The 21,276-nt window shown below is 59.1% G+C and carries 18 protein-coding genes and 1 tRNA gene; 13 read left to right on the top strand and 6 right to left on the bottom strand.

What is annotated here, in order from left to right; translation table 11 throughout:
* Positions 1-3: 3 nt before the first annotated feature.
* The 7 genes from CQ015_RS16995 (at position 4) to CQ015_RS17025 (ending at position 8,679) form a co-directional block, all read left to right on the top strand.
* Complete coding sequence (locus CQ015_RS16995; RefSeq protein ID WP_105554328.1) at positions 4-1,107, top strand: prephenate dehydrogenase; 1,104 nt, start codon at positions 4-6, stop codon at positions 1,105-1,107.
* Positions 1,089-1,787: a (d)CMP kinase gene (gene cmk / locus CQ015_RS17000; RefSeq protein WP_105554327.1), complete on the top strand. Its 699-nt coding sequence runs from the start codon at positions 1,089-1,091 to the stop codon at positions 1,785-1,787. The genes CQ015_RS16995 and cmk overlap by 19 nt, the downstream gene beginning before the upstream one ends.
* A 103-nt stretch (positions 1,788-1,890) precedes the next feature.
* Positions 1,891-3,423 (top strand): ribosome biogenesis GTPase Der, encoded by a 1,533-nt coding sequence (der, locus tag CQ015_RS17005; protein ID WP_105554326.1) that lies wholly within the window; start codon positions 1,891-1,893, stop codon positions 3,421-3,423.
* Between the two features lie 101 nt (positions 3,424-3,524).
* Positions 3,525-3,601: transfer RNA gene (locus CQ015_RS17010), tRNA-Pro, on the top strand.
* Positions 3,602-3,712: 111 nt separating this feature from the next.
* A complete protein-coding gene (locus CQ015_RS17015) occupies positions 3,713-4,564 on the top strand; it encodes a PhzF family phenazine biosynthesis protein (protein WP_105554325.1) in 852 nt (283 codons plus the stop codon).
* 265 nt (positions 4,565-4,829) lie between these two features.
* A complete protein-coding gene (locus tag CQ015_RS17020; protein ID WP_105650709.1) occupies positions 4,830-6,542 on the top strand; it encodes an ABC-F family ATP-binding cassette domain-containing protein in 1,713 nt (570 codons plus the stop codon).
* Between the two features lie 247 nt (positions 6,543-6,789).
* Complete coding sequence (locus tag CQ015_RS17025; protein ID WP_105650710.1) at positions 6,790-8,679, top strand: FAD-binding monooxygenase; 1,890 nt, start codon at positions 6,790-6,792, stop codon at positions 8,677-8,679.
* A 244-nt stretch (positions 8,680-8,923) separates the two neighbouring features.
* On the opposite strand, the gene CQ015_RS17030 is transcribed toward CQ015_RS17025, so the two are convergent.
* Positions 8,924-9,298 carry a DUF488 domain-containing protein gene (locus tag CQ015_RS17030; RefSeq protein WP_258133714.1) on the bottom strand — a complete coding sequence of 125 codons (375 nt, stop codon included), beginning with the start codon at positions 9,296-9,298 and terminating at the stop codon, positions 8,924-8,926.
* A complete protein-coding gene (locus CQ015_RS19075; protein ID WP_146112498.1) occupies positions 9,295-9,597 on the bottom strand; it encodes a hypothetical protein in 303 nt (100 codons plus the stop codon). Before CQ015_RS19075 ends, CQ015_RS17030 begins: the two co-directional genes overlap by 4 nt.
* A gap of 460 nt (positions 9,598-10,057) precedes the next feature.
* Here CQ015_RS19075 and CQ015_RS17040 point away from each other — a divergent pair, with 460 nt between their 5' ends.
* From CQ015_RS17040 to CQ015_RS17055, 4 genes are all read left to right on the top strand, one after another.
* A complete protein-coding gene (locus CQ015_RS17040) occupies positions 10,058-10,510 on the top strand; it encodes an FHA domain-containing protein (protein ID WP_105554321.1) in 453 nt (150 codons plus the stop codon).
* A 75-nt stretch (positions 10,511-10,585) separates the two neighbouring features.
* On the top strand, positions 10,586-11,341 hold the full coding sequence (locus CQ015_RS17045; RefSeq protein WP_105554320.1) for a MerR family transcriptional regulator: 756 nt from the start codon (positions 10,586-10,588) through the stop codon (positions 11,339-11,341).
* A gap of 40 nt (positions 11,342-11,381) precedes the next feature.
* Positions 11,382-11,864, top strand: a complete 483-nt coding sequence (locus CQ015_RS17050; protein ID WP_105554319.1) for a bifunctional nuclease family protein — start codon at positions 11,382-11,384, stop codon at positions 11,862-11,864.
* Positions 11,865-12,064: 200 nt separating this feature from the next.
* Entirely contained in the window at positions 12,065-12,655 is a 591-nt protein-coding gene (locus CQ015_RS17055) for a MerR family transcriptional regulator (RefSeq protein WP_096284180.1), read from the top strand.
* Positions 12,656-12,737: 82 nt separating this feature from the next.
* Here the strand turns inward: CQ015_RS17055 and CQ015_RS17060 are convergent, their stop codons facing one another.
* Positions 12,738-13,559 (bottom strand): ParA family protein, encoded by an 822-nt coding sequence (locus tag CQ015_RS17060; protein WP_105554356.1) that lies wholly within the window; start codon positions 13,557-13,559, stop codon positions 12,738-12,740.
* A gap of 349 nt (positions 13,560-13,908) precedes the next feature.
* Here CQ015_RS17060 and CQ015_RS17065 point away from each other — a divergent pair, with 349 nt between their 5' ends.
* Both CQ015_RS17065 and CQ015_RS17070 read left to right on the top strand, forming a co-directional pair.
* The gene (locus CQ015_RS17065; RefSeq protein ID WP_105570100.1) at positions 13,909-17,361 is read left to right on the top strand and encodes a pyruvate carboxylase; all 3,453 of its coding nucleotides are present in this window, start codon (positions 13,909-13,911) and stop codon (positions 17,359-17,361) included.
* A 214-nt stretch (positions 17,362-17,575) separates the two neighbouring features.
* Positions 17,576-18,121, top strand: coding sequence for a hypothetical protein (locus tag CQ015_RS17070; RefSeq protein ID WP_105554317.1), 546 nt, complete (start codon positions 17,576-17,578; stop codon positions 18,119-18,121).
* Here CQ015_RS17070 and CQ015_RS17075 read toward each other — a convergent pair.
* The 3 genes from CQ015_RS17075 to CQ015_RS17085 form a co-directional block, all read right to left on the bottom strand.
* Complete coding sequence (locus CQ015_RS17075; protein WP_105554316.1) at positions 18,094-19,905, bottom strand: long-chain fatty acid--CoA ligase; 1,812 nt, start codon at positions 19,903-19,905, stop codon at positions 18,094-18,096. The genes CQ015_RS17070 and CQ015_RS17075 overlap by 28 nt on opposite strands.
* Positions 19,906-20,012: 107 nt before the next feature.
* The gene (locus CQ015_RS17080) at positions 20,013-20,444 is read right to left on the bottom strand and encodes a hypothetical protein (RefSeq protein WP_096284171.1); all 432 of its coding nucleotides are present in this window, start codon (positions 20,442-20,444) and stop codon (positions 20,013-20,015) included.
* Entirely contained in the window at positions 20,441-21,199 is a 759-nt protein-coding gene (locus CQ015_RS17085; protein WP_105650711.1) for a carboxylesterase, read from the bottom strand. The genes CQ015_RS17080 and CQ015_RS17085 overlap by 4 nt, the downstream gene beginning before the upstream one ends.
* Positions 21,200-21,276 lie beyond the last annotated feature (77 nt).

Consider the following 21,276-nt stretch of genomic DNA (forward strand, 5'->3'; position numbering starts at 1 on the left):
CCCATGCCCACCTCTCACCTTGCCGGCCCGGTGCTGGTGATCGGCACCGGACTGCTGGGCACATCGGTGGGCCTAGGACTGCGCGCCAAGGGCGTGGCGGTCTACCTGCAGGACATCTCGCCGACCGCGGCGGGCGTGGCCCAGGACATCGGCGCCGGCCAGCCGCTGGATGCGCAGACGCGCATCGCCCCGGAGCTGGTGGTCATCGGCGCTCCGCCGGATGTCACCGCCGCGCTGGTGGCCGATGCATTGCTGGCCTACCCGAACGCGACGGTGGTGGACATCGCCAGCGTGAAGGGCTCGATCCTCGACGCCGTATGCGCCGACCAGCGGCTGGGTGAGGCCGAACTCGCCCGCTATGTGGGAACCCACCCGATGGCAGGACGGGAGAAATCCGGTCCGGCCGCCGCGCGCGGGGCGCTGTTCACCTCGATGCCGTGGGTCATCTGCGCGCATGCGCAGGCAACCGCGGCCAGCGTGAAGACCGCCGAGGCGCTGGCCATCGATCTGGGGGCGACCCTGCATCGCATGGATGTCCGGACCCACGACGAGTCGGTCGCGCTGACCAGCCACTTCCCGCAGGCAGCCAGCTCGATGATCGCCTCGCGGCTGCTCAACGCCGAGGCCCACCAGCTGGGCCTGGCAGGCAACGGACTGCGCGACATGACCCGCATCGCGGCCAGCGATGAGAAGTTGTGGATCCAGATTTTCGCGCATAACGCCACCGCGCTGATCCCGATCCTCTCGGGGATGAAGGAAGACCTGGACCGGCTGATCAACACGCTGCACAACCCGCAGGGCCCTGGGGCGCTGCTGGATCTGTCGCAGCTGATGAGCGAGGGCAACGCCGGGCAGGCGCGGATTCCGGGCAAGCACGGTGCGCCGCCGCAGGCCTTCGCGCTTGTCACCGTCGTGGTGGATGACAAGCCGGGGCAGATCGCCGCGCTGATGGCAGACATCGGGGCAGCGGGGATCAACCTGGAGGACCTGCGCATGGAGCACTCCGCCGGACACCAGGTTGGCCTGGTGGACGTGTCGGTGCTCCCTGGCCGGCGCGATGAACTGATAAACGTATTGACGAACAACGGATGGAAAGTAGCCCAGTGACGCACGCAGCTAACCCGACGAACCTTGTCGTTGCCATCGACGGACCCAGCGGTTCGGGCAAGTCCTCGGTCTCCAAGGCCGTGGCCCGCGCACTGGGCGCGGCCTATCTCGATACCGGTGCAATGTACCGGGCGATCACCTATTCGGTGCTCGAAGCGGGAACCGATCTGAGCGACGCGGACGCGATCGCCCAGGCGGTGCGCGCGGCGACGCTGGAGATTTCGGTGGATCCGGACCGCGAGCAGGTGGTCATCGGGGATACCGTGGTGACCGACGCGATTCGTGAACCGCGCATCTCGGAGCAGGTTTCGGCGGTGGCCACCAATCTGGAGGCCCGCGCCGAGCTGGTGCGCCGGCAGCGCGAAATCATCGCCGCCAACACGCGCATCGTCGCCGAGGGACGCGATATCACCACCGTCGTCGCCCCGGACGCGGAAGCCCGCATCCTGCTGACCGCTTCCGAGGAAGCGCGCCTGCGCCGCCGCGGAATCCAGCTCGGCGGAACCCAAGACGCGAACCAGCTCCAAGCCCAGGTGCTGGAACGGGACAAAAAAGATTCGACGGTAGTGAACTTCACCCAGGCCGCCGACGGAGTCATCACCGTGGACTCTTCGGACCTGGATTTTGAGCAGACCGTCGCAGCCGTGCTTGACGCAATCGCCACGGCTGCGAAAAAGTAGTACCAACTAAGCCATAATCGGCGCCCATCCTCGGCGAGAGCCGATGAAGATTCACGTCCCGCCCGAAACAACGGGTCGGACCTATCGCCTTGAAGGGAAAATCATGAGCGAGCACAACACCTCCCACGACGGGGAGTACACCCCGGTCGTAGACGACGATATCGCCGAGCGCCTAGCCGAACTGAGCGAGGAAGACGCGGAAATCCGTACCCGCGCCCTGCTCTCCGGCCTCGAAGACTATGACCTGGACGCGGAGGACTCCGCCCTGCTTTCGGGCCTGGACGATGACTCCGAAGACGATTCAGACGTTGTCATCCCACCGGTCCTGGCCATCATCGGACGCCCCAACGTAGGCAAGTCGACCTTGGTCAACCGCATCCTCGGCCGCCGCGAAGCGGTCGTGGAAGACGTACCGGGGGTCACCCGTGACCGTGTTTCCTACTCGGCCGAGTGGCTGGGCCGCCCGTTCAGCGTGGTTGACACCGGTGGTTGGGAGCACGATGCCAAGGGCATCCACGCCTCCGTTGCCGACCAGGCCGAAATCGCCGCCGATGTGGCCGACGCGATCCTCTTCGTTGTCGACTCCCATGTGGGTGCCACCGCGACCGACGAGGCAGTGGTGAAGATGCTGCGCAAGAAGCGCAAGCCGGTCTTCCTGGTCGCCAACAAGGTCGACGATTTCAACCAGGAAGCCGAAGCCGCCACGCTGTGGGGCCTCGGCTTCGGCCAGCCATGGCCGGTCTCCGCTCTGCACGGCCGCGGCACCGCGGACCTGCTGGACGCGGTCATGGAGAAGCTGCCCAAGCACTCCGCCCACGGTGGAGTGATCCCTTCGGGCGGTCCGCGCCGTATCGCGCTGATCGGCCGCCCCAACGTGGGCAAGAGCTCGCTGCTGAACAAGCTCGCAGGCTCCGAGCGTGTCGTCGTCGACGATTACGCCGGCACCACCCGCGACCCGGTTGATGAGCTCATCGAACTCGGCGGCGAAGTCTGGCGCTTCGTGGATACCGCAGGTATCCGCCGCCGCCAGCATATGGCGCAAGGCTCGGACTACTACGCCTCGCTGCGCACCCAGACTGCCCTGGAAAAGGCGGAAGTTGCGGTGGTGCTATTGGCCGCGAACGAAACCGTTTCCGAGCAGGACGTGCGCATCATCCAGTTGGCCGTCGACGCCGGCCGCGCGCTGGTGCTTGTGTTCAACAAGTGGGATGAGGTGGACGAGGATCGCCGCTACTACCTGGAGCAGGAGATCGAGCGCGACCTGGCCCACATCGAGTGGGCGCCGCGCATGAACATGTCCGCGCTGACCGGCTGGCACAAGGACAAGATGGTTCCGGCGTTGCATACCGCGCTGGAATCCTGGGATAAGCGTGTTCCGACCGGCAAGCTCAACGCGTTCCTCGGCGAGCTGGTTGCGGCGCACCCGCACCCGGTGCGCGGTGGCAAGCAGCCGCGGATCCTCTTCGGCACCCAGGCCTCGGCCCGTCCGCCGAAGTTCGTGCTGTTCACCTCCGGATTCCTGGATCCGGGATACCGCCGCTTCATCGCCCGTCGCCTGCGCGAGACCTTCGGTTTCGAAGGCACTCCGCTCGAAGTTTCGATGCGTATCCGAGAGCGTCGCAGCCGCACCCGGTAACGGTTCGAAAATTACCCCGCATATGAGGTAGGGTGATTGAGGAGCTTTTCGTAGACGGCACCCCGAGCCGAAAGGCGCGGGGATAACGGCTGCGAGAGCATCGGGCTATGGCGCAGCTTGGTAGCGCGCCTGACTGGGGGTCAGGAGGTCGCAGGTTCAAATCCTGTTAGCCCGACCAGCTGAAAAACCCCGGCGAAAATACGTTTTCGCCGGGGTTTTGGCATGTCGAAACGCAAGTGAGCGCGGCTTTCGCTAGTATTTTTTATACCCGGGTGAAAGGTCCCAACTCATGCTGCGTAGTTTCCGACAGGTCGATGTCTTTGGCGTACAACACTATAAGGGCAACCCGGTAGGCGTCGTGCTGGACGCGGTGGGACTGAGCGACGATGACCTGCGCGATTATTCGGTGTGGTCGAATTTGTCGGAGTGCACCTTTGTCTACCCGCCATCCTCGCGGCAGGCCGACTACCGGTTCCGAATTTTTAGCCTGAGCACGGAGCTTCCCTTTGCCGGCCACCCCACCTTGGGTACCGCCCGGGCATGGTTGGATCAGGGCGGAGTCCCGCGCCAGGCGGGAATGATTATTGCCGAATGCGAGGCGGGTCTCGTGCCGATTCGCATCGAGGATGACCTGCTCAGTTTCGTTTCTCCTCCCGCCACTCGCACCGGGGAGGTCGAGCCAGGCTATCTGGCACAGGTCATCGAGATCTTGGGTGTCGCCGCCGAAAGCGTGCTCGCCGCACAATGGGTGGACAACGGCCCGGGGTGGGTAGGCCTGCAGCTTTCCGATGCGGCAACGGTTCTGAGCCTGAACCCCAACGCCGCTGGCCACCCAGGTGATTGGAACATCGGAGCCATCGGTGCCCTAGCGCCGGGAGAGAGCCCGACAGGGGAAGATTTTGAGGTGCGCACCTTCTTCACCGAAGACGGTTTCGATATGCGCGAAGATCCGGTGACGGGAAGTTTCAACGCGGCCGTCGCAGCGTGGATGCTGGATACCGATCGTGCCCAGGCGCCGTACGCGGTGCGCCAGGGAACTGCGATGAATCGACGCGGTCACCTTGAAATTTCGGTCTCCGACGGCCAGCTTTGGGTCGGCGGCGCAACGCACGTAGCCATCTCGGGACAGATCGATCTCTGACGTGTCGGCCAAGGTCGCTACCGATGTTTAATCGGTAGCGGCCTTGGCAGCCGTGAAGTCCACGCGTACTGTGGAATGCATGGGAACGTTGTTTTTATAGACCGGAACACCGCGTTGAGTCACACTCCGCGGTGTATCCTTCGCACGAATACCGGGACATTCCCGGGATTATTTCGTGAGCCCGGTCCATTTTGGCTCTTAGCCGACGACTATCCGTGTAGCCGATAGCCCCCTTTGGCTTCGGTCCGCGAGGGAGGATATCCCCATGTCCCGCGAACCCGAACATCCAGAAAATCCGCCGCGTCCCATCGACGGCTTCGAAAGCTTCCAATGTTCGCTCGAACAGGTCAGCCACAGCTTCGGCGATCGCGATGTGCTGCAGGAGATTGAGCTGCATGTGGCCGCACACCAAAGACTTGCCATACTTGGCGACAACGGGGCCGGCAAATCAACGTTGCTGCGGCTGCTTTCCGGTACATTGGCGCCGACATCCGGGCGAAGACGCGTTCACGTGCCCGGCGGTATCGCCATGGCTAGCCAACATCCACAGTTCGCATCCGGTGCCACCGTCCAGCAGGCCATCGACGGCTATCACCGCACCTTCCGCGACCTTGAACGTCTCCTCGCCGCCATTGGCCGACGTTTGGAACGTTCACCTGAGGACGAGGCCGCACGACTTCTAGTTCAGCTGTCGCAAGTGACAGAGCTCTATGAAGCACGCCAAGGCTACTCGCTGGATCAGCGGCTAAACCGTGCATTGGAACAGCTTGGCCTCGGCGAAGTTGATCGCAACGCTCCAGTGGCGACCCTTTCTGGCGGCCAACGGTCTCGGTTGACCTTGGCCGCGGTGCTGTGCGCAGAGGCGCAGCTGTTGCTCCTGGACGAACCGACCAATGATTTGGATGATACCGCCTTGGAATGGCTGGAGCAGAGCTTGCATGCCCATCGCGGTGCGCTGGTGGTCGTCAGCCATGACCGGGTGTTTCTACGCAGGTTCGCCCACGAAATCGTGCAGGTGCATCAGGGAAAGCTACAGCACTACGGTGATGGCTACCTAGGATATTTAAGTGAGAAAAAACGAGAACGCGAGCGGCTGATTGCCGAACATGAGCAGTGGAGCCAGGAACTTGAACGGGCTCGCAAGCTGGTGCTCAAAAATGCGTCTCGGGTGTCAGCTGTACCGCGAAAGCGCGAAAAGGCAGGATTTGGGCACGGTTCCTTTCGACAGCGCAGCCGTACTCATGGTTCGACGAGCAAAACACGCCAGGCCAAGTCGCGTATCAACGAGCTAACTGCAGCGCCTGCCGTGGAACCGGCCAAGGAGCTGCACTTCGCCTTGCCCGAGGCAGCCGAGCAAAACGGTGGGACCCGCGAAGAGCTGATCCTAGTTGATGGTGCGTCACGCAGTAAGGCGCCGGCGGTAAACGCAGAAAAGTTCATCATCAGGACGGGGGAGCGGTGGCTGGTCTCAGGGCCCAACGCGGCGGGTAAATCAGCACTATTGCGAGTGCTAGCCGGTGAACTTCCAATAGACCATGGACTCGTGGCGCGCGCATCGCATTTGAGCGTGCAATGGTTGCGGCAGGAGTTATGCGCTCTGCCCGGGCAAAGCGTCGTTGAAGCTTTTGCCTTGGCAATTGACGAGTATGTACCGCAAGCATGGGTAAAGCTGGCGCACTTGGGGCTTTTCGAGCCGCAGGATTTCTCACGCCATCCGCAAAGCCTTTCGGTGGGTCAACAGCGCCGGTTGGAATTGGCGGTCGCCCTGTCTAGCGGGGCTGAGCTGCTATTGCTCGATGAACCGACGAACCATCTGTCTCCAGAACTCGTGGAAAGCGTGGAAGAAGCCCTTGCCGACTATGCCGGAACCGTCATCACGGTGACACACGATCGGCGTTGGCAGCAAAAACTCTTCGAGTCCTGCCAAGTGCGGCGCCTGCTTGTTGCACCGGGCGGGATCGTTACCGAAGTCCGCTGAGGGCGGCGAAGGCACTTCACGGACGGTGGTACACCAGGGCGAGGGTCGGAAAGGGTGTATCCAGAAATGCTTTATCGGCGTAGATTTTGAGCCAGTGACTTAGGCAAAGGTGAGATGTGCGTAATCTCGGCTTGTGTCGACGTTCACAGTTCACTTATAGTTAGTGTGCGATATGCGAATCTAATGTTCGATTATAGAACACCTAAGTTTTGAGCCAAAGCGTTCACAGAGAAGTGAGGATGAAGCTGTGCAGTTTCACCACAATGGATATGTATCGGGCGACCCACGCATCGAGCCGGCCGCCGGAACCGGTCTCAACCGACCGGCCGACCTTCCGGACGCGATGGACGTATTGATCGTCGGTGCTGGTCCCGCCGGTATCATTACTGCTGCGCAGCTTTCGCAGTTCCCCGAGGTGCACACGCGCATTATCGACCGGCGCCCGCACCGCTTGGAAATCGGCCAGGCCGACGGCATCCAGGCGCGCAGCGTCGAAACTTTCCAGGCTTTTGGCTTTGCTGAGCACATCACCGCCGAGGCGTACCAGATCAAGGAAACCATCTTCTGGGAGCCGGATCCGAAGAACCCGGAGAACATCATCCGCGGCGCCCGTACGCCTGATGACGCTCACGGCATTAGCGAATTTCCACACCTGATCGTGAACCAGGCTCGCGTTATTGACTACTTTGCCGACTACGCAAACAACTCGCCAGCACGAATCACCCCAGACTACGGCTGGGAATTCAAGACACTCGAAGTCCATGACGGTGAGGAATACCCTGTCAAGGCCACCTTGATTTCCACCGATGGCGAGACCAAGGGCCAAGAACGCGTTGTGCGTGCCAAGTACGTCGTTGGCTCGGACGGAGCCCGCAGCGGCGTGCGTCGTTCCATCGGCGCGCAACTCGCCGGCGGCGCAGCAAACCATGCGTGGGGCGTTATGGACACTCTCGCGCTCACCGACTTCCCTGACATTCGCACCAAGTGCGCCATCCACTCCCAGGCTGGCTCGATCTTGCTGATCCCTCGCGAGGGTGGAAACCTGTTCCGGCTTTATGTGGACCTAGGCGAGGTTCCAGAAGACAACAAAGGCAAGGTCCGTGAAACCACCTTGGACCAGGTCATCGAGCATGCCAAGGCGATCCTGCACCCGTACACGCTTGAGGTGAAAGACGTTGCGTGGAACAGCGTTTACGAGGTTGGCCACCGCCTGACCGACCGCTTCGACGATGTCCAGGTCGAAGAAATCGGTACTAGGGAGCCACGCGTCTTCATCACCGGCGACGCTTGCCACACCCACTCGGCCAAGGCCGGCCAGGGCATGAACGTGTCCATGCAAGACGGTTTCAACCTCGCTTGGAAGCTCGGCTACGTGCTCTCCGGCCGGGCGCCCGAAGAGCTGCTGCGCACCTATTCGGGCGAGCGCCAGGTCATCGCAAAGAACCTGATCGACTTCGATAAGGAATGGTCCTCGTTGATGGCGGCCAAGCCTGAAGAATTTGAAGGCAAGGAAGGTATCGCTGAATTCTATGTGCGTACCGCCGAATTCCCTGCAGGCTTCATGACCGAATACCAGCCCTCGATTCTCACCGGCGAAAAAGATCATCAGGACTTGGCCAAGGGTTTCCCGATCGGCAAGCGTTTCAAATCATCTGAGGTCATGCGCCTAGGCGACAACAATCCTGTGCACTTGGGCCACCACCACCGCGCAGACGGTCGATACCGTATCTACGTGTTCGCCGACCAAGCTGTGGCCGGTGCCGATTCGAAGGTGACCAACCTGTCGAAGTGGCTGCTCGAATCGCCAGAATCACCAATCGTCAAGTTCACCCCGGCTGATGCCGATATTGATTCACTTTTCGACGTGAAGGTCGTCTTCCAGCAGGATTACACCACCTTCAACCTCAATGATGCGCCGAAGGTCTTCCGTCCTAACAGCGGCAAGTTCGGACTGATGGACTACGAGAAGGTCTACGCGGTGCTCGATGGCTCAGATATCTACGCGAAGCGTGACATCTCGGCTAACGGTGCCATTGTGATCGTCCGCCCTGATCAGTATGTTGCTAATATCCTGCCGCTGGATGCGACGGCCGAGCTGGCGACCTTCTTCGACGGTGTTCTGGTTCCGAAGAACTAGGCTGCTCACGAAGCCGAATCAGGCTACCCAAGGTCAATGATTGCCCCGTCACGAATCACGTGGCGGGGCAATCGTCATTGCTGCCGGAATATTCAGTTCTTGTTTGCTGTTCTCTATGCTAAGAACCGCAACTGTTTTGGGAGCACAATGGAATTCAAATTTGATCTGCAGCAAGTCTCGGAGTCCGATATGGCGTGTGTCGAAGGTGTATGTTTTGTTCCGCCAGCCTCGACCCGAGATGAGGTCACTGTTTCAGCTGTGCAAGCAGAAAGTCACGAAGCACCACCGCGTGATTAATTTCCTCGTCTTTTGCCGCAAAGATGAACGTAACGACGGGGTGTTCGGCGACCAGCTCCAAGAATTCGTCAATAGCCGGGTTCTGGTTTAGCTCTTCACGGTAGTGCTCCGCGAACTCATCAAATCGCGCCGGATCGTGGTGCCAAGACTTGCGTAGTTCATTTGACGGTGCGATGCCTTTGGCCCACCGCTCCACACAGAGTTTCTCTTTGGTCTGCCCGCGTGGCCACAAACGATCGACCAAGACCCGGTATCCGTCGGATGCTTCAGCGTCGATGTATGCGCGTTTGAGCCGAATGTCAGTCATGTTGTTTTCGATCATTGTGCTTCATCGTGTGAGCTTGTGCGGCGCTGTGCTTCATGCTGCGCTTCAAGATCTTTGACGCGCGATCCCCGTCGACGCAAGATCATCCAGGTAATGAAGATGACCAAGAAGATGGCTGCGGCGCTGATGGCTCCAACTAGTGTGGCGCCACCAAACCAGGTAGCGCCGGTATTCAAAATTGCCTGAGCCTTCTGCGCGGCATCCGAGCCGTTCCAGAAGATTCCAAGCGTCAGCCAATTGGGCAGTGCGAGAATGATTGCCAGGACCGCAATAACTCCACGCCATCGCCAGCTCAACTTGCGGAACCGAATCTGCCAAAGTACGAGAAGCGGGATCAATGTAAAGACGAACCCGAGAGAGAACCCCGAAATCCAGCCTCCGGTGGCTGATCCAATATTTTGGCTGGAAATTCGAGTTGCCCACCATACCGGCATAAATATCGTAGCGATCGCGTAAATTGCCAGGATAGTGAGAATTGCAAGCGAACCTAGTACGAGCCGTAGTTTCCAATTTGAGTGCTTATTGGTAGGCGCGGATTCTCCGCGTGTTGCCGGTGCAATGGCATTAGAATTCTCTTCCATGCAGGAATCATTGCACGTTTGAGCATGCCAAGCATTGAAAATGTGTAATTTCGTGTTATCTCTTGAGCGTTGAGTAGGCTAATCTGGAGATAGTCTGGTGCAAACCACCAAACACCCGTTTAACCGAAGGTCGTCAAGCGCGAGCTTGAGAGCAAATTTTCTTGGAGGACCCCAAATGTCTGAACATGGGCCGGTTGACCCGCACAACGAGTCTGCCTCCGAAACGACCAATATCTCCTTGCCGGCAGCTCACAAGACTGCAGAGCCCTCGGTAATTTATCCCCTGTCCGAGGACGAACGCGCAGCGGTCTCAGCACTTCCTGAGGGATCTGCGCTACTGATTGCCCATACCGGACCTAATAAGGGAGCCCGCTTCCTGCTGGATACCAATTCCAGCATTGCCGGTCGCCACCCGGATGCGGACATTTTCTTGGACGATGTTACGGTTTCTCGGCGGCACGCAAAGTTTGAGCGCGTTGGCGACATCTTCAAGCTCACCGACATTGGTTCATTGAATGGAACCTACATCAACGGCGACCGTATCGACTCGGTGACTTTGGCTAACGCGGTACAGGTGCAGATCGGTAAGTTCCGTCTGAATTTCTACCAGAGCGTACCTAACGTTTAAACTAGTGAAGAACTAGTTTCCTGGCAGCCTCGCAAGCGGCTGTCAATCCGCTTAACTACTTGAGGAGATTCTCCTTTGCCAATCTTTGATGCAGCCCGTAGCCCACGACTCGAGGCAATACGCCACGAGAACGTGAGGGCGGCAGCACTGAATATCGGCGAGGTGCTCTCTGAACTGAAAGACGAATTCCCACGGGTAACCGCCTCCAAGATTCGATTCTTGGAGGACAAGGGATTAATTATCCCGCAGCGCACCTCGGCCGGATATCGAAAATATTCCGCCTCCGATGTGAGTCGACTTCGTTTCATTCTCTCAGTACAGCGCGATCAGTACTTGCCGCTAAAGGTCATCAAGGACCATCTCGATGCCATCGACCGTGGTGAAGCTCCCGCAGCATTGCCCGGTGGAGCGCCCACAGCGCCGCAGGCAGTCAATAGCGACATGGTTGAGGCAGTCGACCGTCATTCGCGTCCTGTCTCCCTAGCGGAGCTGCAGGGGCTGACCGGAGCAAGCGAAGAGCTCGTCCATGAGCTAGTTAACTTTGGCCTGGTCGAGCCTGAATCGGGCAAATTCGATGCCCACTGCGTGCGGGTCACCAAGTCCGCCGTCGATCTCTCCAATCACGGTATTGAGCCTCGCCACCTTCGCCAGTTCCGTACCGCTGCAGAACGCGAGTTCTCCTTGATCGAGTCCATCATTGGTGCGGACTTGAAAAAGCCTGAAGTTTCCGCGCGCGCGAGGGCAACCGAAGAAGCTCAAGAAATCTCGCGACAGTGCCTAGAGCTTCATGAAGCGCTCGTGCAGCGTGCGATTTCGCAGCTTGATCGCTAGGCTGATAGCAGGAACGAGTTCGCAACGCTAGGGGGAGTGCATGCTTGAACTAGAATTTGCCGGTATTCGGATTCAGCTTCCATCGAATCAGCCGCTGCTGCTACTTAAGCGTCATGAGCAGAACTTGTATCTCCCTCTCTGGATTGGCGCACCCGAAGCGTCCGCTATCGCGATGTCGGAACAGGGGCTCACCCCGCCAAGACCGATGACTCACGATCTGATAGTTAACATGCTCGAAGCTCTTGAAGTGAGACTTGTGCGAATCGAGATCGTCTCGGTGCAGAATGCAATTTTCACCGCGGAGCTGGTGCTCTCCAACGGCAAGCGCGTCGACTCGCGGTCTTCTGACGCAGTTGCGCTGGCGGTACGTACGCAATGCCCGATCCTGTGCACCGAAGAAGTCATGGAATCAGCGGGGGTTGCCATCGAAATCGAGTCCGAAGACGAAGAGCTTCCCGAGGAACAAATGCGTGAATTCAGAGAATTCCTTGACAATATTGACCCCGAAGATTTCTCCGCCTAGCTCGTCTCCCACTCGTCATTTGCGACACGCCTTAAAGTTAAGCTTGAAGGTCTTTGACCAACGCCCCTTATAGCCGTACCGTCGAAGCATAGAGAAAATTTCTGTTGACCGATACCAGGTTCGTCATCACTCGCACCGGTCAGTCGCATGAAAGTCTCTGGCCTCTCAAATGAATGTGCATATACGCTAGGAGTATTTGGATGGAGTCTAGCCAGACCGGTCCTCGCCATGGGACCACCGGTGGCGTTCAGCGATCCAATACCCAAGGTTTGCTCTTCACCGATGATCTGCCCGAGCTGGATGAACATGCCGGCTACCGGGGACCAGTTGTATGCAAGGCTGCCGGGATTACCTACCGACAGCTGGACTACTGGGCTCGTACTGGTCTGGTTGAACCGGCGGTTCGTGAAGCCAAGGGATCCGGTACTCAGCGGTTGTATTCGTTCCGCGATATCCTGGTCCTGAAAGTGGTTAAGCGCCTATTGGACACCGGTGTCTCGCTGCAGCAGATCCGCACAGCGGTGAGCCACCTCCGCGAACGTGGTGTGGAAGATCTGGCTCAGATTACCTTGATGAGCGATGGCGCTTCGGTTTACGAGTGCACCAGTGCCGACGAAGTCATAGACTTGGTTCAGGCCGGTCAAGGCGTCTTCGGTATCGCCGTAGGCCGAGTGTGGCGCGAAGTTGAAGGAACGTTGGCCATGCTGCCATCGGAAAGCACGGGGGACCAGTTGGTCACCGATGAGCTCGCTTCACGACGCGCTGCTAAGGCCGCCCGTAACGTTAGCTGATGAGTACTTAGAATTGCAAAAGCTTCGGCTCGAACAAACTTCCATAAGTTTGTTCGAGCCGAAGCTTTCTTGTTTCTAAACCCTAGGACTGTGCGTTCTGTGTCGGCGCCGTGGACATGAGGTCCTTGAGTAGCGCATCGAACTGAGAAAGCATGGGGGCAGTGGCCTTGCTTGGCCACTGATGTACCGAATATGCTGCGCCCTGAATCTGCTGCCATTCTGGGTGCTCGGGGATCTCCGGCTTCACCATGGAATCGCCGAACATCTGGCGCATCTCGTTCACTCGGAACGTATGCTCGGCAGAATCCTTGCGCACACGGTTGGCTACCACGCTAACCGGGCCCAGGGACGGAGCGAATTCGCGGCGGAAGAGTTCAAGTGCTCGCTGTGTGCGTTCGGTTCCAGCTACTGAGAACAAGCTAGGCTCAGCGACGAGCAATAACTGATCTGAAGCGCTCCACGCCATGCGGGTTAGACCGTTAAGCGATGGTGGGCAATCGATAAGTACTAGCTGGTATCCGCTGGTGCGGCTCAATAGCTGCGAGAGGCGACGCAAATCTCGTGTACGAAGATCTGGTCGATCATAAATTCCGGTGAACGCGTCGCCCACGGCGACATCGAGTACCGGAATTCGGGTGCGCGATTTCTTCTCGGCAGCTTTTGACTGCCATGCGCTGGCTGCGACATTATCTTGAAGTCGCGCACGGCGAACATTCTTGAGCATTTGCCCAATTGGCTGTTTGCCGTTGGCTCGGGCGCCTAAGCCGGTGCTCGCGTCTGCATGCGGATCTAAATCGATCACGAGCGTCGGAATTCCGGCTGCGAGTGCTGCTGAGGCCAATCCGAGTGTTACGGAGGTTTTTCCTACGCCACCCTTGAGGCTGCTGATGCTCACTACATGCACGGACCAGACCACGCCTTTCACTGCTTGCTGATTAAACGTCCCACCGAATATTTAGTCTCTCTTTATCATAGTGTGCCACGCGGTATTTCCCCGACTCCGCAACGTGGGATTTTTAGCACGAATGTAACTATGTCATAAAAACAGCATGCGGACGCTAGAAAGTCATGTGGTCAGACCACTGGGCGAAATGTTTGGTAATTGTGCACCCCGTCACGGTAGGGTATCCACAGCAGCGGTTAAAAATATCCGTTATGCGAGGCCCTACACCCGGGAAAACGGGAACAAAGCGTCCCACGAAGGACGTTCCCCCGTCTTCCAAATGGGTGTGCTGAATCGATGTAGGGAAACTATGTTTGAGAAAATCTTGGTCGCCAACCGCGGTGAGATTGCAATTCGTGCTTTCCGCGCTGGTTACGAACTAGGCGCAAAAACAATTGCCGTCTACCCATATGAAGATCGTAACTCGATCCACCGCCAGAAAGCGGGAGAGGCCTACCAGATTGGCGAAGAGGGCCACCCGGTTCGCGCCTACCTGGACATTGACGAAATCGTCCGCGTCGCCAAGGAAGCCGGCGCAGACGCGATTTACCCAGGTTACGGATTCCTTTCGGAGAACCCAGACCTGGCCCGCAAGGCTGCAGAAAACGGTATTAAGTTCATCGGTCCAAAGGCGGACGTGCTTGAGCTGGCCGGAAACAAGGTCGCTGCGCTGAAGGCAGCGCGCAAGGCCGGCATCCCGGTATTGGAATCCTCCGAACCGAGCGACGATGTTGACTTCCTCCTAGCCGAGGCCGACCGCATTGGCTTCCCGATCTTCGTCAAGGCAGTTGCTGGCGGTGGCGGCCGCGGCATGCGCCGTGTCGACAAGCGCGAAGACCTGCCCGAGCTAATGGGTGCGGCAATGCGCGAAGCCGGTACCGCCTTTGGCGATCCGACCGTCTTCCTTGAGCAGGCAGTCCTTCGCCCGCGTCACATCGAGGTGCAGATCCTCGCCGATGAGCAGGGTAACGTGGTGCACCTGCACGAGCGTGACTGCTCCTTGCAGCGCCGTCATCAGAAGGTCGTCGAGATCGCTCCGGCACCGAACCTGGATGAGTCCATCCGTCAGGCGCTGTTCCGTGACGCCGTGAAGTTTGCGCAGACCCTGGGTTACCAGAACGCTGGTACCGTCGAATTCCTGGTTGATACCGTCGGTGAGCGGGCAGGACAGCACGTGTTCATCGAAATGAACCCACGTATCCAGGTGGAGCACACGGTGACCGAAGAAGTCACTGATATTGACCTCGTACAGGCTCAGATGCGTATCGCCTCCGGTGAATCGCTGAGCGATCTTGACATCAGCCAGGACAACATCGAGGTTCGTGGTTGGGCGCTGCAGTCGCGCATCACCACTGAGGACCCGGCAAATGGCTTCCGACCAGATGTGGGAACCATTACCGTTTACCGTTCTGCTGGTGGTTCCGGCGTGCGTCTTGATGGCGGCACCATCTACGCAGGCGCAGAAGTTTCCCCGCACTTTGACTCCATGCTGGTTAAGCTCACCTGTCGTGGCCGCGACTACAAGACCGCCGTAGCGCGGGCACGACGTGCGCTGGCCGAATTCCGCGTCCGTGGTGTGGCCACCAACATTCCGTTCATCCAGAATGTTCTCAACGATCCACAGTTCATCGCCGGAGACGTCGCGACCGACTTCATTGACTCGCGCCCGGATCTGCTGACCGGCAACGAATCTCAGGACCGCGGCACCAAGGCGCTGAACTACCTGGCTCACGTGACCGTCAACAAGCCGAACGGCGAACGAATCGATGGCATCGATCCACGCAAGAAGCTTCCGAGCTTCCCGGGGGACAAATCCTCGGAGCCGGAGCGTTCGCCATTCGACGGCCCTTCGAAATCGGTAGCACCTCCAGCTGGCTGGCGTCAGAAGCTGCTGGATCTGGGGCCCGAAGGTTTTGCCAAGGCGCTGCGCGATGCGAAGGCCGTGGGCGTTACCGACACCACCTTCCGCGACGCACACCAGTCATTGCTGGCCACTCGCGTGCGTACCCGCGATCTGCTCGCCGCTGCGCCTGCCTACGCGCATACCGTGCCGCAGTTGTTCTCCATGGAAGTCTGGGGAGGCGCGACCTACGATGTCTCGCTTCGATTCCTGGGCGAAGATCCATGGAAGCGTCTAGAACTGCTGCGTGCCGAACTGCCGAATATCCCGCTGCAGATGCTGCTGCGTGGCCGCAATACCGTAGGTTACACCCCGTACCCCACCGAGGTTACCGACGCGTTCGTAAAGCAGGCCGCGAAGAGTGGCATCGACATCTTCCGCATCTTCGATGCGTTGAATGACGTCTCGCAGATGGCTCCGGCCATCAAGGCTGTGCGCGAAACCGGAACCGCCGTCGCCGAGGTGGCCCTGTGCTACACCGGCAACCTGCTCGATTCCAACGAGAAGCTGTACACCCTTGACTACTACCTGAATCTGGCTCAGCAGATCATCGATGCCGGTGCACACATTATCGCGATCAAGGATATGGCAGGACTGCTGCGTCCGGCCGCCGCAAAGAAGCTGGTCACCGCTTTGCGCGAACGCTTCGACGTGCCGGTTCACCTGCATACCCATGACACCTCTGGTGGACAGCTTGCTACCCTGATGGCAGCGATCGATGCAGGCGTGGATGCAGTTGATGTGGCTTCGGCTGCGATGGCCGGCACTACCAGCCAGCCTTCTGCCTCTGCCCTCGTGGCAGCGCTTGAGCATACCGAACGCGATTCAGGGCTTTCCTTGGACGCGGTAGCCTCGCTGGAACCGTACTGGGAGGCGGTGCGCGCGATGTACAAGCCGTTCGAATCCGGGCTGCCTGCACCAACCGGGCGCGTATACCAGCATGAAATTCCCGGTGGACAGCTCTCGAACCTTCGTCAGCAGGCCATCGCACTGGGGCTGGGCGAGCGTTTTGAGGCCATCGAATCCATGTATGCCTCGGTCAACGCCATGCTCGGAAACGTGGTCAAGGTGACCCCGTCTTCCAAGGTTGTCGGCGATCTGGCATTGCAGCTGGTCGGCTCCGGCGTTCCGGCGGCAGATTTCGAAGCCAATCCGCAGAACTTCGACATCCCGGATTCGGTCATCCAGTTCCTCTCGGGTGAGCTGGGCAATCCTCCGGGTGGCTGGCCAGAGCCATTCCGCACGAAGGCATTGCAGGGCCGCAGCGTGCGCCCACGCGTTGAAGAGCTCTCGGACGAAGACTCGGCGGCGCTCAATGCCGACGACGAGACGATCCGCGCGACCTTGAACCGCTTGCTCTTTGCCGGTCCGACCCGCGACTTCGAGAAGTCCCTAGAGAACTACGGCGACCTGTCCGTGCTGCACACCCGCGACTACCTCTTCGGCCTGACCCCAGAGGTTGAGCGCGTGGTGTCCCTTGGTACCGGTGTGCGCCTGCTGGTGAAGCTGATCTCGGTATCCGAAGCTGATGAGAAGGGCTTGCGCACCGTGGTGTTCTCGCTCAATGGCCAGTCGCGCCAGATCAAGGTGCGTGACGAATCGGTCGAGTCGACGGTGAAGAGTGCGGCAAAGGCCGATCCGACCAATTCGGGCCACGTGGCGGCACCGTTCGCCGGCGCCGTGACGGTCAACGTCAAGGTCGGCGACTTGATCGAAGCAGGGCAATCGGTAGCAACCATCGAAGCGATGAAGATGGAAGCTGGCATCACGGCCAACGCTTCGGGTGTCGTTTCGCAGGTAACGTTGGACGGAACCAGCCAGGTGCAGGGCGGCGATCTGCTGCTCGTCATCGAACCAAAGTAAGTCAACGAAGGCGCAGCATTCGCTGAGCAATAGGTGTGGCCCCGGGGACTTTGAACTGGTCCTTGGGGCCACACCTTTGCACATTGGCATCAATGCGCTTGTGCGCGGTCCACCGGAGTAGAACCCCAACGGGCAGATGTGGCACGATGCTCTCTGACGGCTTCGATTTTCACCAAGAAGTCCGGAGAGCTCAAATTCTTGTTCAAGGAGAGACATGAGGATAGCGCGTAAGTCAGGTCCGACGCTGAAGCCAGCCACGTTGCGAGCGAAAGCCATCGCGGCGGGCAAGGTGCGGGAGAACTTGAAAATTACCGTCTTCGCGCTTAGTGCGGCACTGCCGGCCGCAGAACTTGCCGAGTTCCTTGAAGGCCAGTTGGCGCAGCTAGCGCTGAACTCGCAGGTCCACGTCGCGGGCCCCGAACGAGTCAAGGCGGCACTTGCTGGACGCTTCAACGAGGCCGACGTGCTGGTCGTGGTGGGCGATGGCTCCGCAACTGCAGAGCCTGCACTGATGGAGCTAGTGCAGTGGCTACTGCTCAACGGCCGAACGGCACTGGCCGAGAACCTGGTGTACGTGCAGCTCGGTGCGAGAACCTCTGCCACCCCGGCGCCGGTCTTCGAACGGGTTGTGCTCCCAATGAATTTTGCCGAGCAGACGCAGCAAAGCGGCCGCAGGTTGCCCTGGGCCGCTGCATCCCACGAATCGTGGGAACTTGCCGATGCTGTATTGAACTATGCAACGGGCTTATCTGCCGAATAGATTTCGTCGATGACCGCTTCGTAATCCTTGAAGACCACGGCGCGCTTGATCTTCATAGAAGGGGTCAGATGTCCGGAAGATTCGGTGAAGTCCGTCGGCACAATCCGGAAGGCCTTGATCGATTCTGCCCGGCTAACAGAGTTATTGGCTTTGTCGATGAGGGACTGCACGTGGGTCTTTACCTGATCTAGGTCGCTAACCTCTTCCACGGTCAGCGCGGTATCGAGCTGGTGGCGCTCCAACCAACCATGCAATGCCTCTGGGTCCAAGGTGACCAGAGCCGAAATGAACGGCCGGCCATCGCCCAAGACGACACACTGGGAAACAAGCGAATCGGCGCGAATTTGGTCTTCAAGCAGTGCAGGAATTACATTCTTGCCACTGGCAGTAACAATGATTTCCTTCTTGCGCCCGGTGATTCTCAAGAAGCCGTCGGCATCCAGCTCGCCAACATCTCCGGTGCGGAACCAGCCGTCGACGAAGGTTTCGCCTTCCAGCTCGGGGCGGTTGTGGTAACCGCGCATGACACAGATGCCCTTGGCTAGAATCTCGCCATCCTCCGCGATGCGTACAGCGTTGCCCGGTAGCGGTGGACCCACCGTGCCGATCTTAATGCGATCGATGGTGTTCACGGTGATCGGAGCCGTAGTCTCGGTCAGCCCGTAGCCTTCGAGGACAGTCAGCCCGATCCCGTGGAAGAAATGACCGAGGCGTTCTCCTAGCGGGGCACCGCCGGAAACCGCATGGCGAATGTTTCCGCCCATCGCGGCGCGCAACTTGCTGTACAACAGGGCATCGAACAGCTTGTGCTTTAGCTTGAGGACCAGCGGAACCTTGCCGGCGCCTTGAGCTTTGGAATATGCGACAGCAACATCCACGCCGGCATGGAAGATTTTGCCCTTGCCGGCGTCTTCTGCCTTGAGCATCGAAGAGTTGTAGACCTTTTCGAAGACTCGCGGCACCGCGAGGATGAAGTTTGGCTTGAAGGACTGTAAATCAGGCAAGAGATTTTTGACATCCGGGGTGTGTCCCACGCGGCAACCGGCGGAAACTGCCAGCACCGAGATGTAGCGGGCGAACACATGCGCCAGCGGCAAGAACATGATCGTCGCGGCTCCCGGATACACGCACTGCGGAAGTTCAGCTGCAGCGTTTTCGGATAGTTCAACGAAGTTTCCATGGGTCAGCTCGCAACCCTTGGGGCGTCCGGTGGTGCCAGAGGTGTATATCAGGGTGGCCACGTCGTTCAGCGTGGCCGAGGCGCGTCGTTCTTCCAACTCTTCGTCACTAACATTTTCGCCGGCCTTGCGTAGCTCATCGAGGCCACCTTCGAATTGCCAGATGTTGTCCAAGGATTCGAGGGTTTCTTGATGGGCCGCCTGACGGACGACGTTTTCGTGGTTGGGCGATTCAACGACCATGGCGCAGGCTTCGGAATCGGCGACGATCCAGGCGACCTGGCTGGGGGAGGAGGTTTCGTAGATGGGCACGGTGACGCATCCCGCGTACCAGATAGCGAAATCAACGAGTGTCCACTCATAGCGGGTACGGGCCATGAGTCCGATGCGTGACCCCTGCTCAATGCCGGAAGCGATGAAACCACGCGCGATGGCCGAGGCATCGGCTGCGAACTGCGATGCGGTGATGTCCTGCCAAGCCCCACTGGCGGTCGGCACAGAGAATAAGGCAGGGTTGGCTGCCGAATTTGCATGTCGTAGGAGCAGATCGGTGATGTTCGAATTTTCCGGCGAGTGGATGCGAAGTGGCGAGCTAAATTCGCGCATCTGGTACTCAACTCCTGTGGTAAGTGTCCTAGGTTATAACGCCTCGTAAGCTGCGTCACATTTATATTACTCGATAGTAACGTAGCAGTTGCAGTGTTCCAAGTCGATTAGACCTTTGCCCCATCATCTCCCGGATCGCGCTGAGTCGGTAGTCTTCGCAGCAGGTAAAAAATGCCAAGAATCGCCGCTGCGGCCAAGCCGAGATAAATAAACCCCGGTGCACTGCGGAAAAAGATCACGCAAAACAGCAATCCAAAGGGTCCGCCGGCCGCGCCGACCCACGCCAAATTCAACATCGGATCGCCACTGCCCAGAGCGGCGGGCTCTTCGGGAACGAATTCGTCGGGAGTATCTACTGGTTCATAATCGCGTGGTCCGCGAGCGAGCGGCCCGGTGTTAAACAACTTGTCCAATTGGGTGGCACGTTCGGCAGCGCTTGGCTCGCGAGGGGCCTGCGCGTCGAGACTTTTGAAATTCTCCACCAGTTGATCCCAGCGCGGGTCCTCGGCTTTTGAAGGCTCGTTCTCTGCAGGGCTCATTGGGCCTCTTCCCGTGCCGCGACGTCAGTAATGAAGCGCAGCGATTCCTTGAAAATTTTAGGCGCATCATAATCCAATGTCGCCACATGCCTACTACGTGACAACGCAATTCGCTCGCGCAGAATTCCCGGCCCGAGCCCGTTGAGCAAGGCGTGAACGGATGCATCCGAGACCACGTTGTCCACTGCGGAACGGAGTAACTGTACTGGTGCCGCCACCAATGGCAAACGAGCCCGCGTCTGCGCGAAAAGCTTGTACACCTCATGTACTGCCGCAACCGGCGTACGTTCGTAGGCATTCTCGTCGGCCCCGGGATAGGCAATGTCATTGCTTATCGGCGCGACTGTCCGAACCACCCGGCGCAGATAGCCCGAGTAGGGGGCAACCGGTGAATCGATGACCAAGCCAGGGTTCACCAGGGACACTCCGCTGACATTACGGCGTGATGCGAGGTGCAGTGCCAACGCCCCGCCCATCGAGAGCCCGGCGACAAAAACATGTTGATGCGCGGACGCCAGTTCATCGAAGGCATCCTCCGTCGCCTGGATCCACTGTCCGTAGGGTCGGCCGATCAGATCCTGCCAGCGTGTCTCATGTCCGGGAAGTATAGGTACGCTCGTGTGTACACCATGGCTCTGCAGCGAGTCAGCCCATGGGCGCATAGCCGTCGTGGAGCCGGTGAAACCGTGGATCAGCAATACAGCCACGTCCGAAGCGGACCCGGTTTCCGGGACCAAGGAAGTATCTTTCATCATGTGCACCCCTAAGATTCAACGGTTCACTGTCGAGCGTAGTGCACAATTGTATGGTGTGGGCTAAGGCGCCGTCCGGT

This window comes from Arthrobacter sp. MYb221 (genome assembly GCF_002979835.1).
Classification (GTDB): domain Bacteria; phylum Actinomycetota; class Actinomycetes; order Actinomycetales; family Micrococcaceae; genus Glutamicibacter.

Coding starts and splice junctions, on each gene's coding strand:
- CQ015_RS17030 (WP_258133714.1), bottom strand. CDS start 9,298: ATGATCGAAAACAACATGACTGACATTCGGCTCAAACGCGCATACATC.
- CQ015_RS17020 (WP_105650709.1), top strand. CDS start 4,830: ATGTCCCGCGAACCCGAACATCCAGAAAATCCGCCGCGTCCCATCGAC.
- CQ015_RS16995 (WP_105554328.1), top strand. CDS start 4: ATGCCCACCTCTCACCTTGCCGGCCCGGTGCTGGTGATCGGCACCGGA.
- CQ015_RS17080 (WP_096284171.1), bottom strand. CDS start 20,444: ATGAGCCCTGCAGAGAACGAGCCTTCAAAAGCCGAGGACCCGCGCTGG.
- CQ015_RS17075 (WP_105554316.1), bottom strand. CDS start 19,905: ATGCGCGAATTTAGCTCGCCACTTCGCATCCACTCGCCGGAAAATTCG.
- CQ015_RS17040 (WP_105554321.1), top strand. CDS start 10,058: ATGTCTGAACATGGGCCGGTTGACCCGCACAACGAGTCTGCCTCCGAA.
- CQ015_RS17065 (WP_105570100.1), top strand. CDS start 13,909: ATGTTTGAGAAAATCTTGGTCGCCAACCGCGGTGAGATTGCAATTCGT.
- der (WP_105554326.1), top strand. CDS start 1,891: ATGAGCGAGCACAACACCTCCCACGACGGGGAGTACACCCCGGTCGTA.
- CQ015_RS17085 (WP_105650711.1), bottom strand. CDS start 21,199: ATGATGAAAGATACTTCCTTGGTCCCGGAAACCGGGTCCGCTTCGGAC.
- CQ015_RS17055 (WP_096284180.1), top strand. CDS start 12,065: ATGGAGTCTAGCCAGACCGGTCCTCGCCATGGGACCACCGGTGGCGTT.
- CQ015_RS17070 (WP_105554317.1), top strand. CDS start 17,576: ATGAGGATAGCGCGTAAGTCAGGTCCGACGCTGAAGCCAGCCACGTTG.
- cmk (WP_105554327.1), top strand. CDS start 1,089: ATGGAAAGTAGCCCAGTGACGCACGCAGCTAACCCGACGAACCTTGTC.
- CQ015_RS17015 (WP_105554325.1), top strand. CDS start 3,713: ATGCTGCGTAGTTTCCGACAGGTCGATGTCTTTGGCGTACAACACTAT.
- CQ015_RS17050 (WP_105554319.1), top strand. CDS start 11,382: ATGCTTGAACTAGAATTTGCCGGTATTCGGATTCAGCTTCCATCGAAT.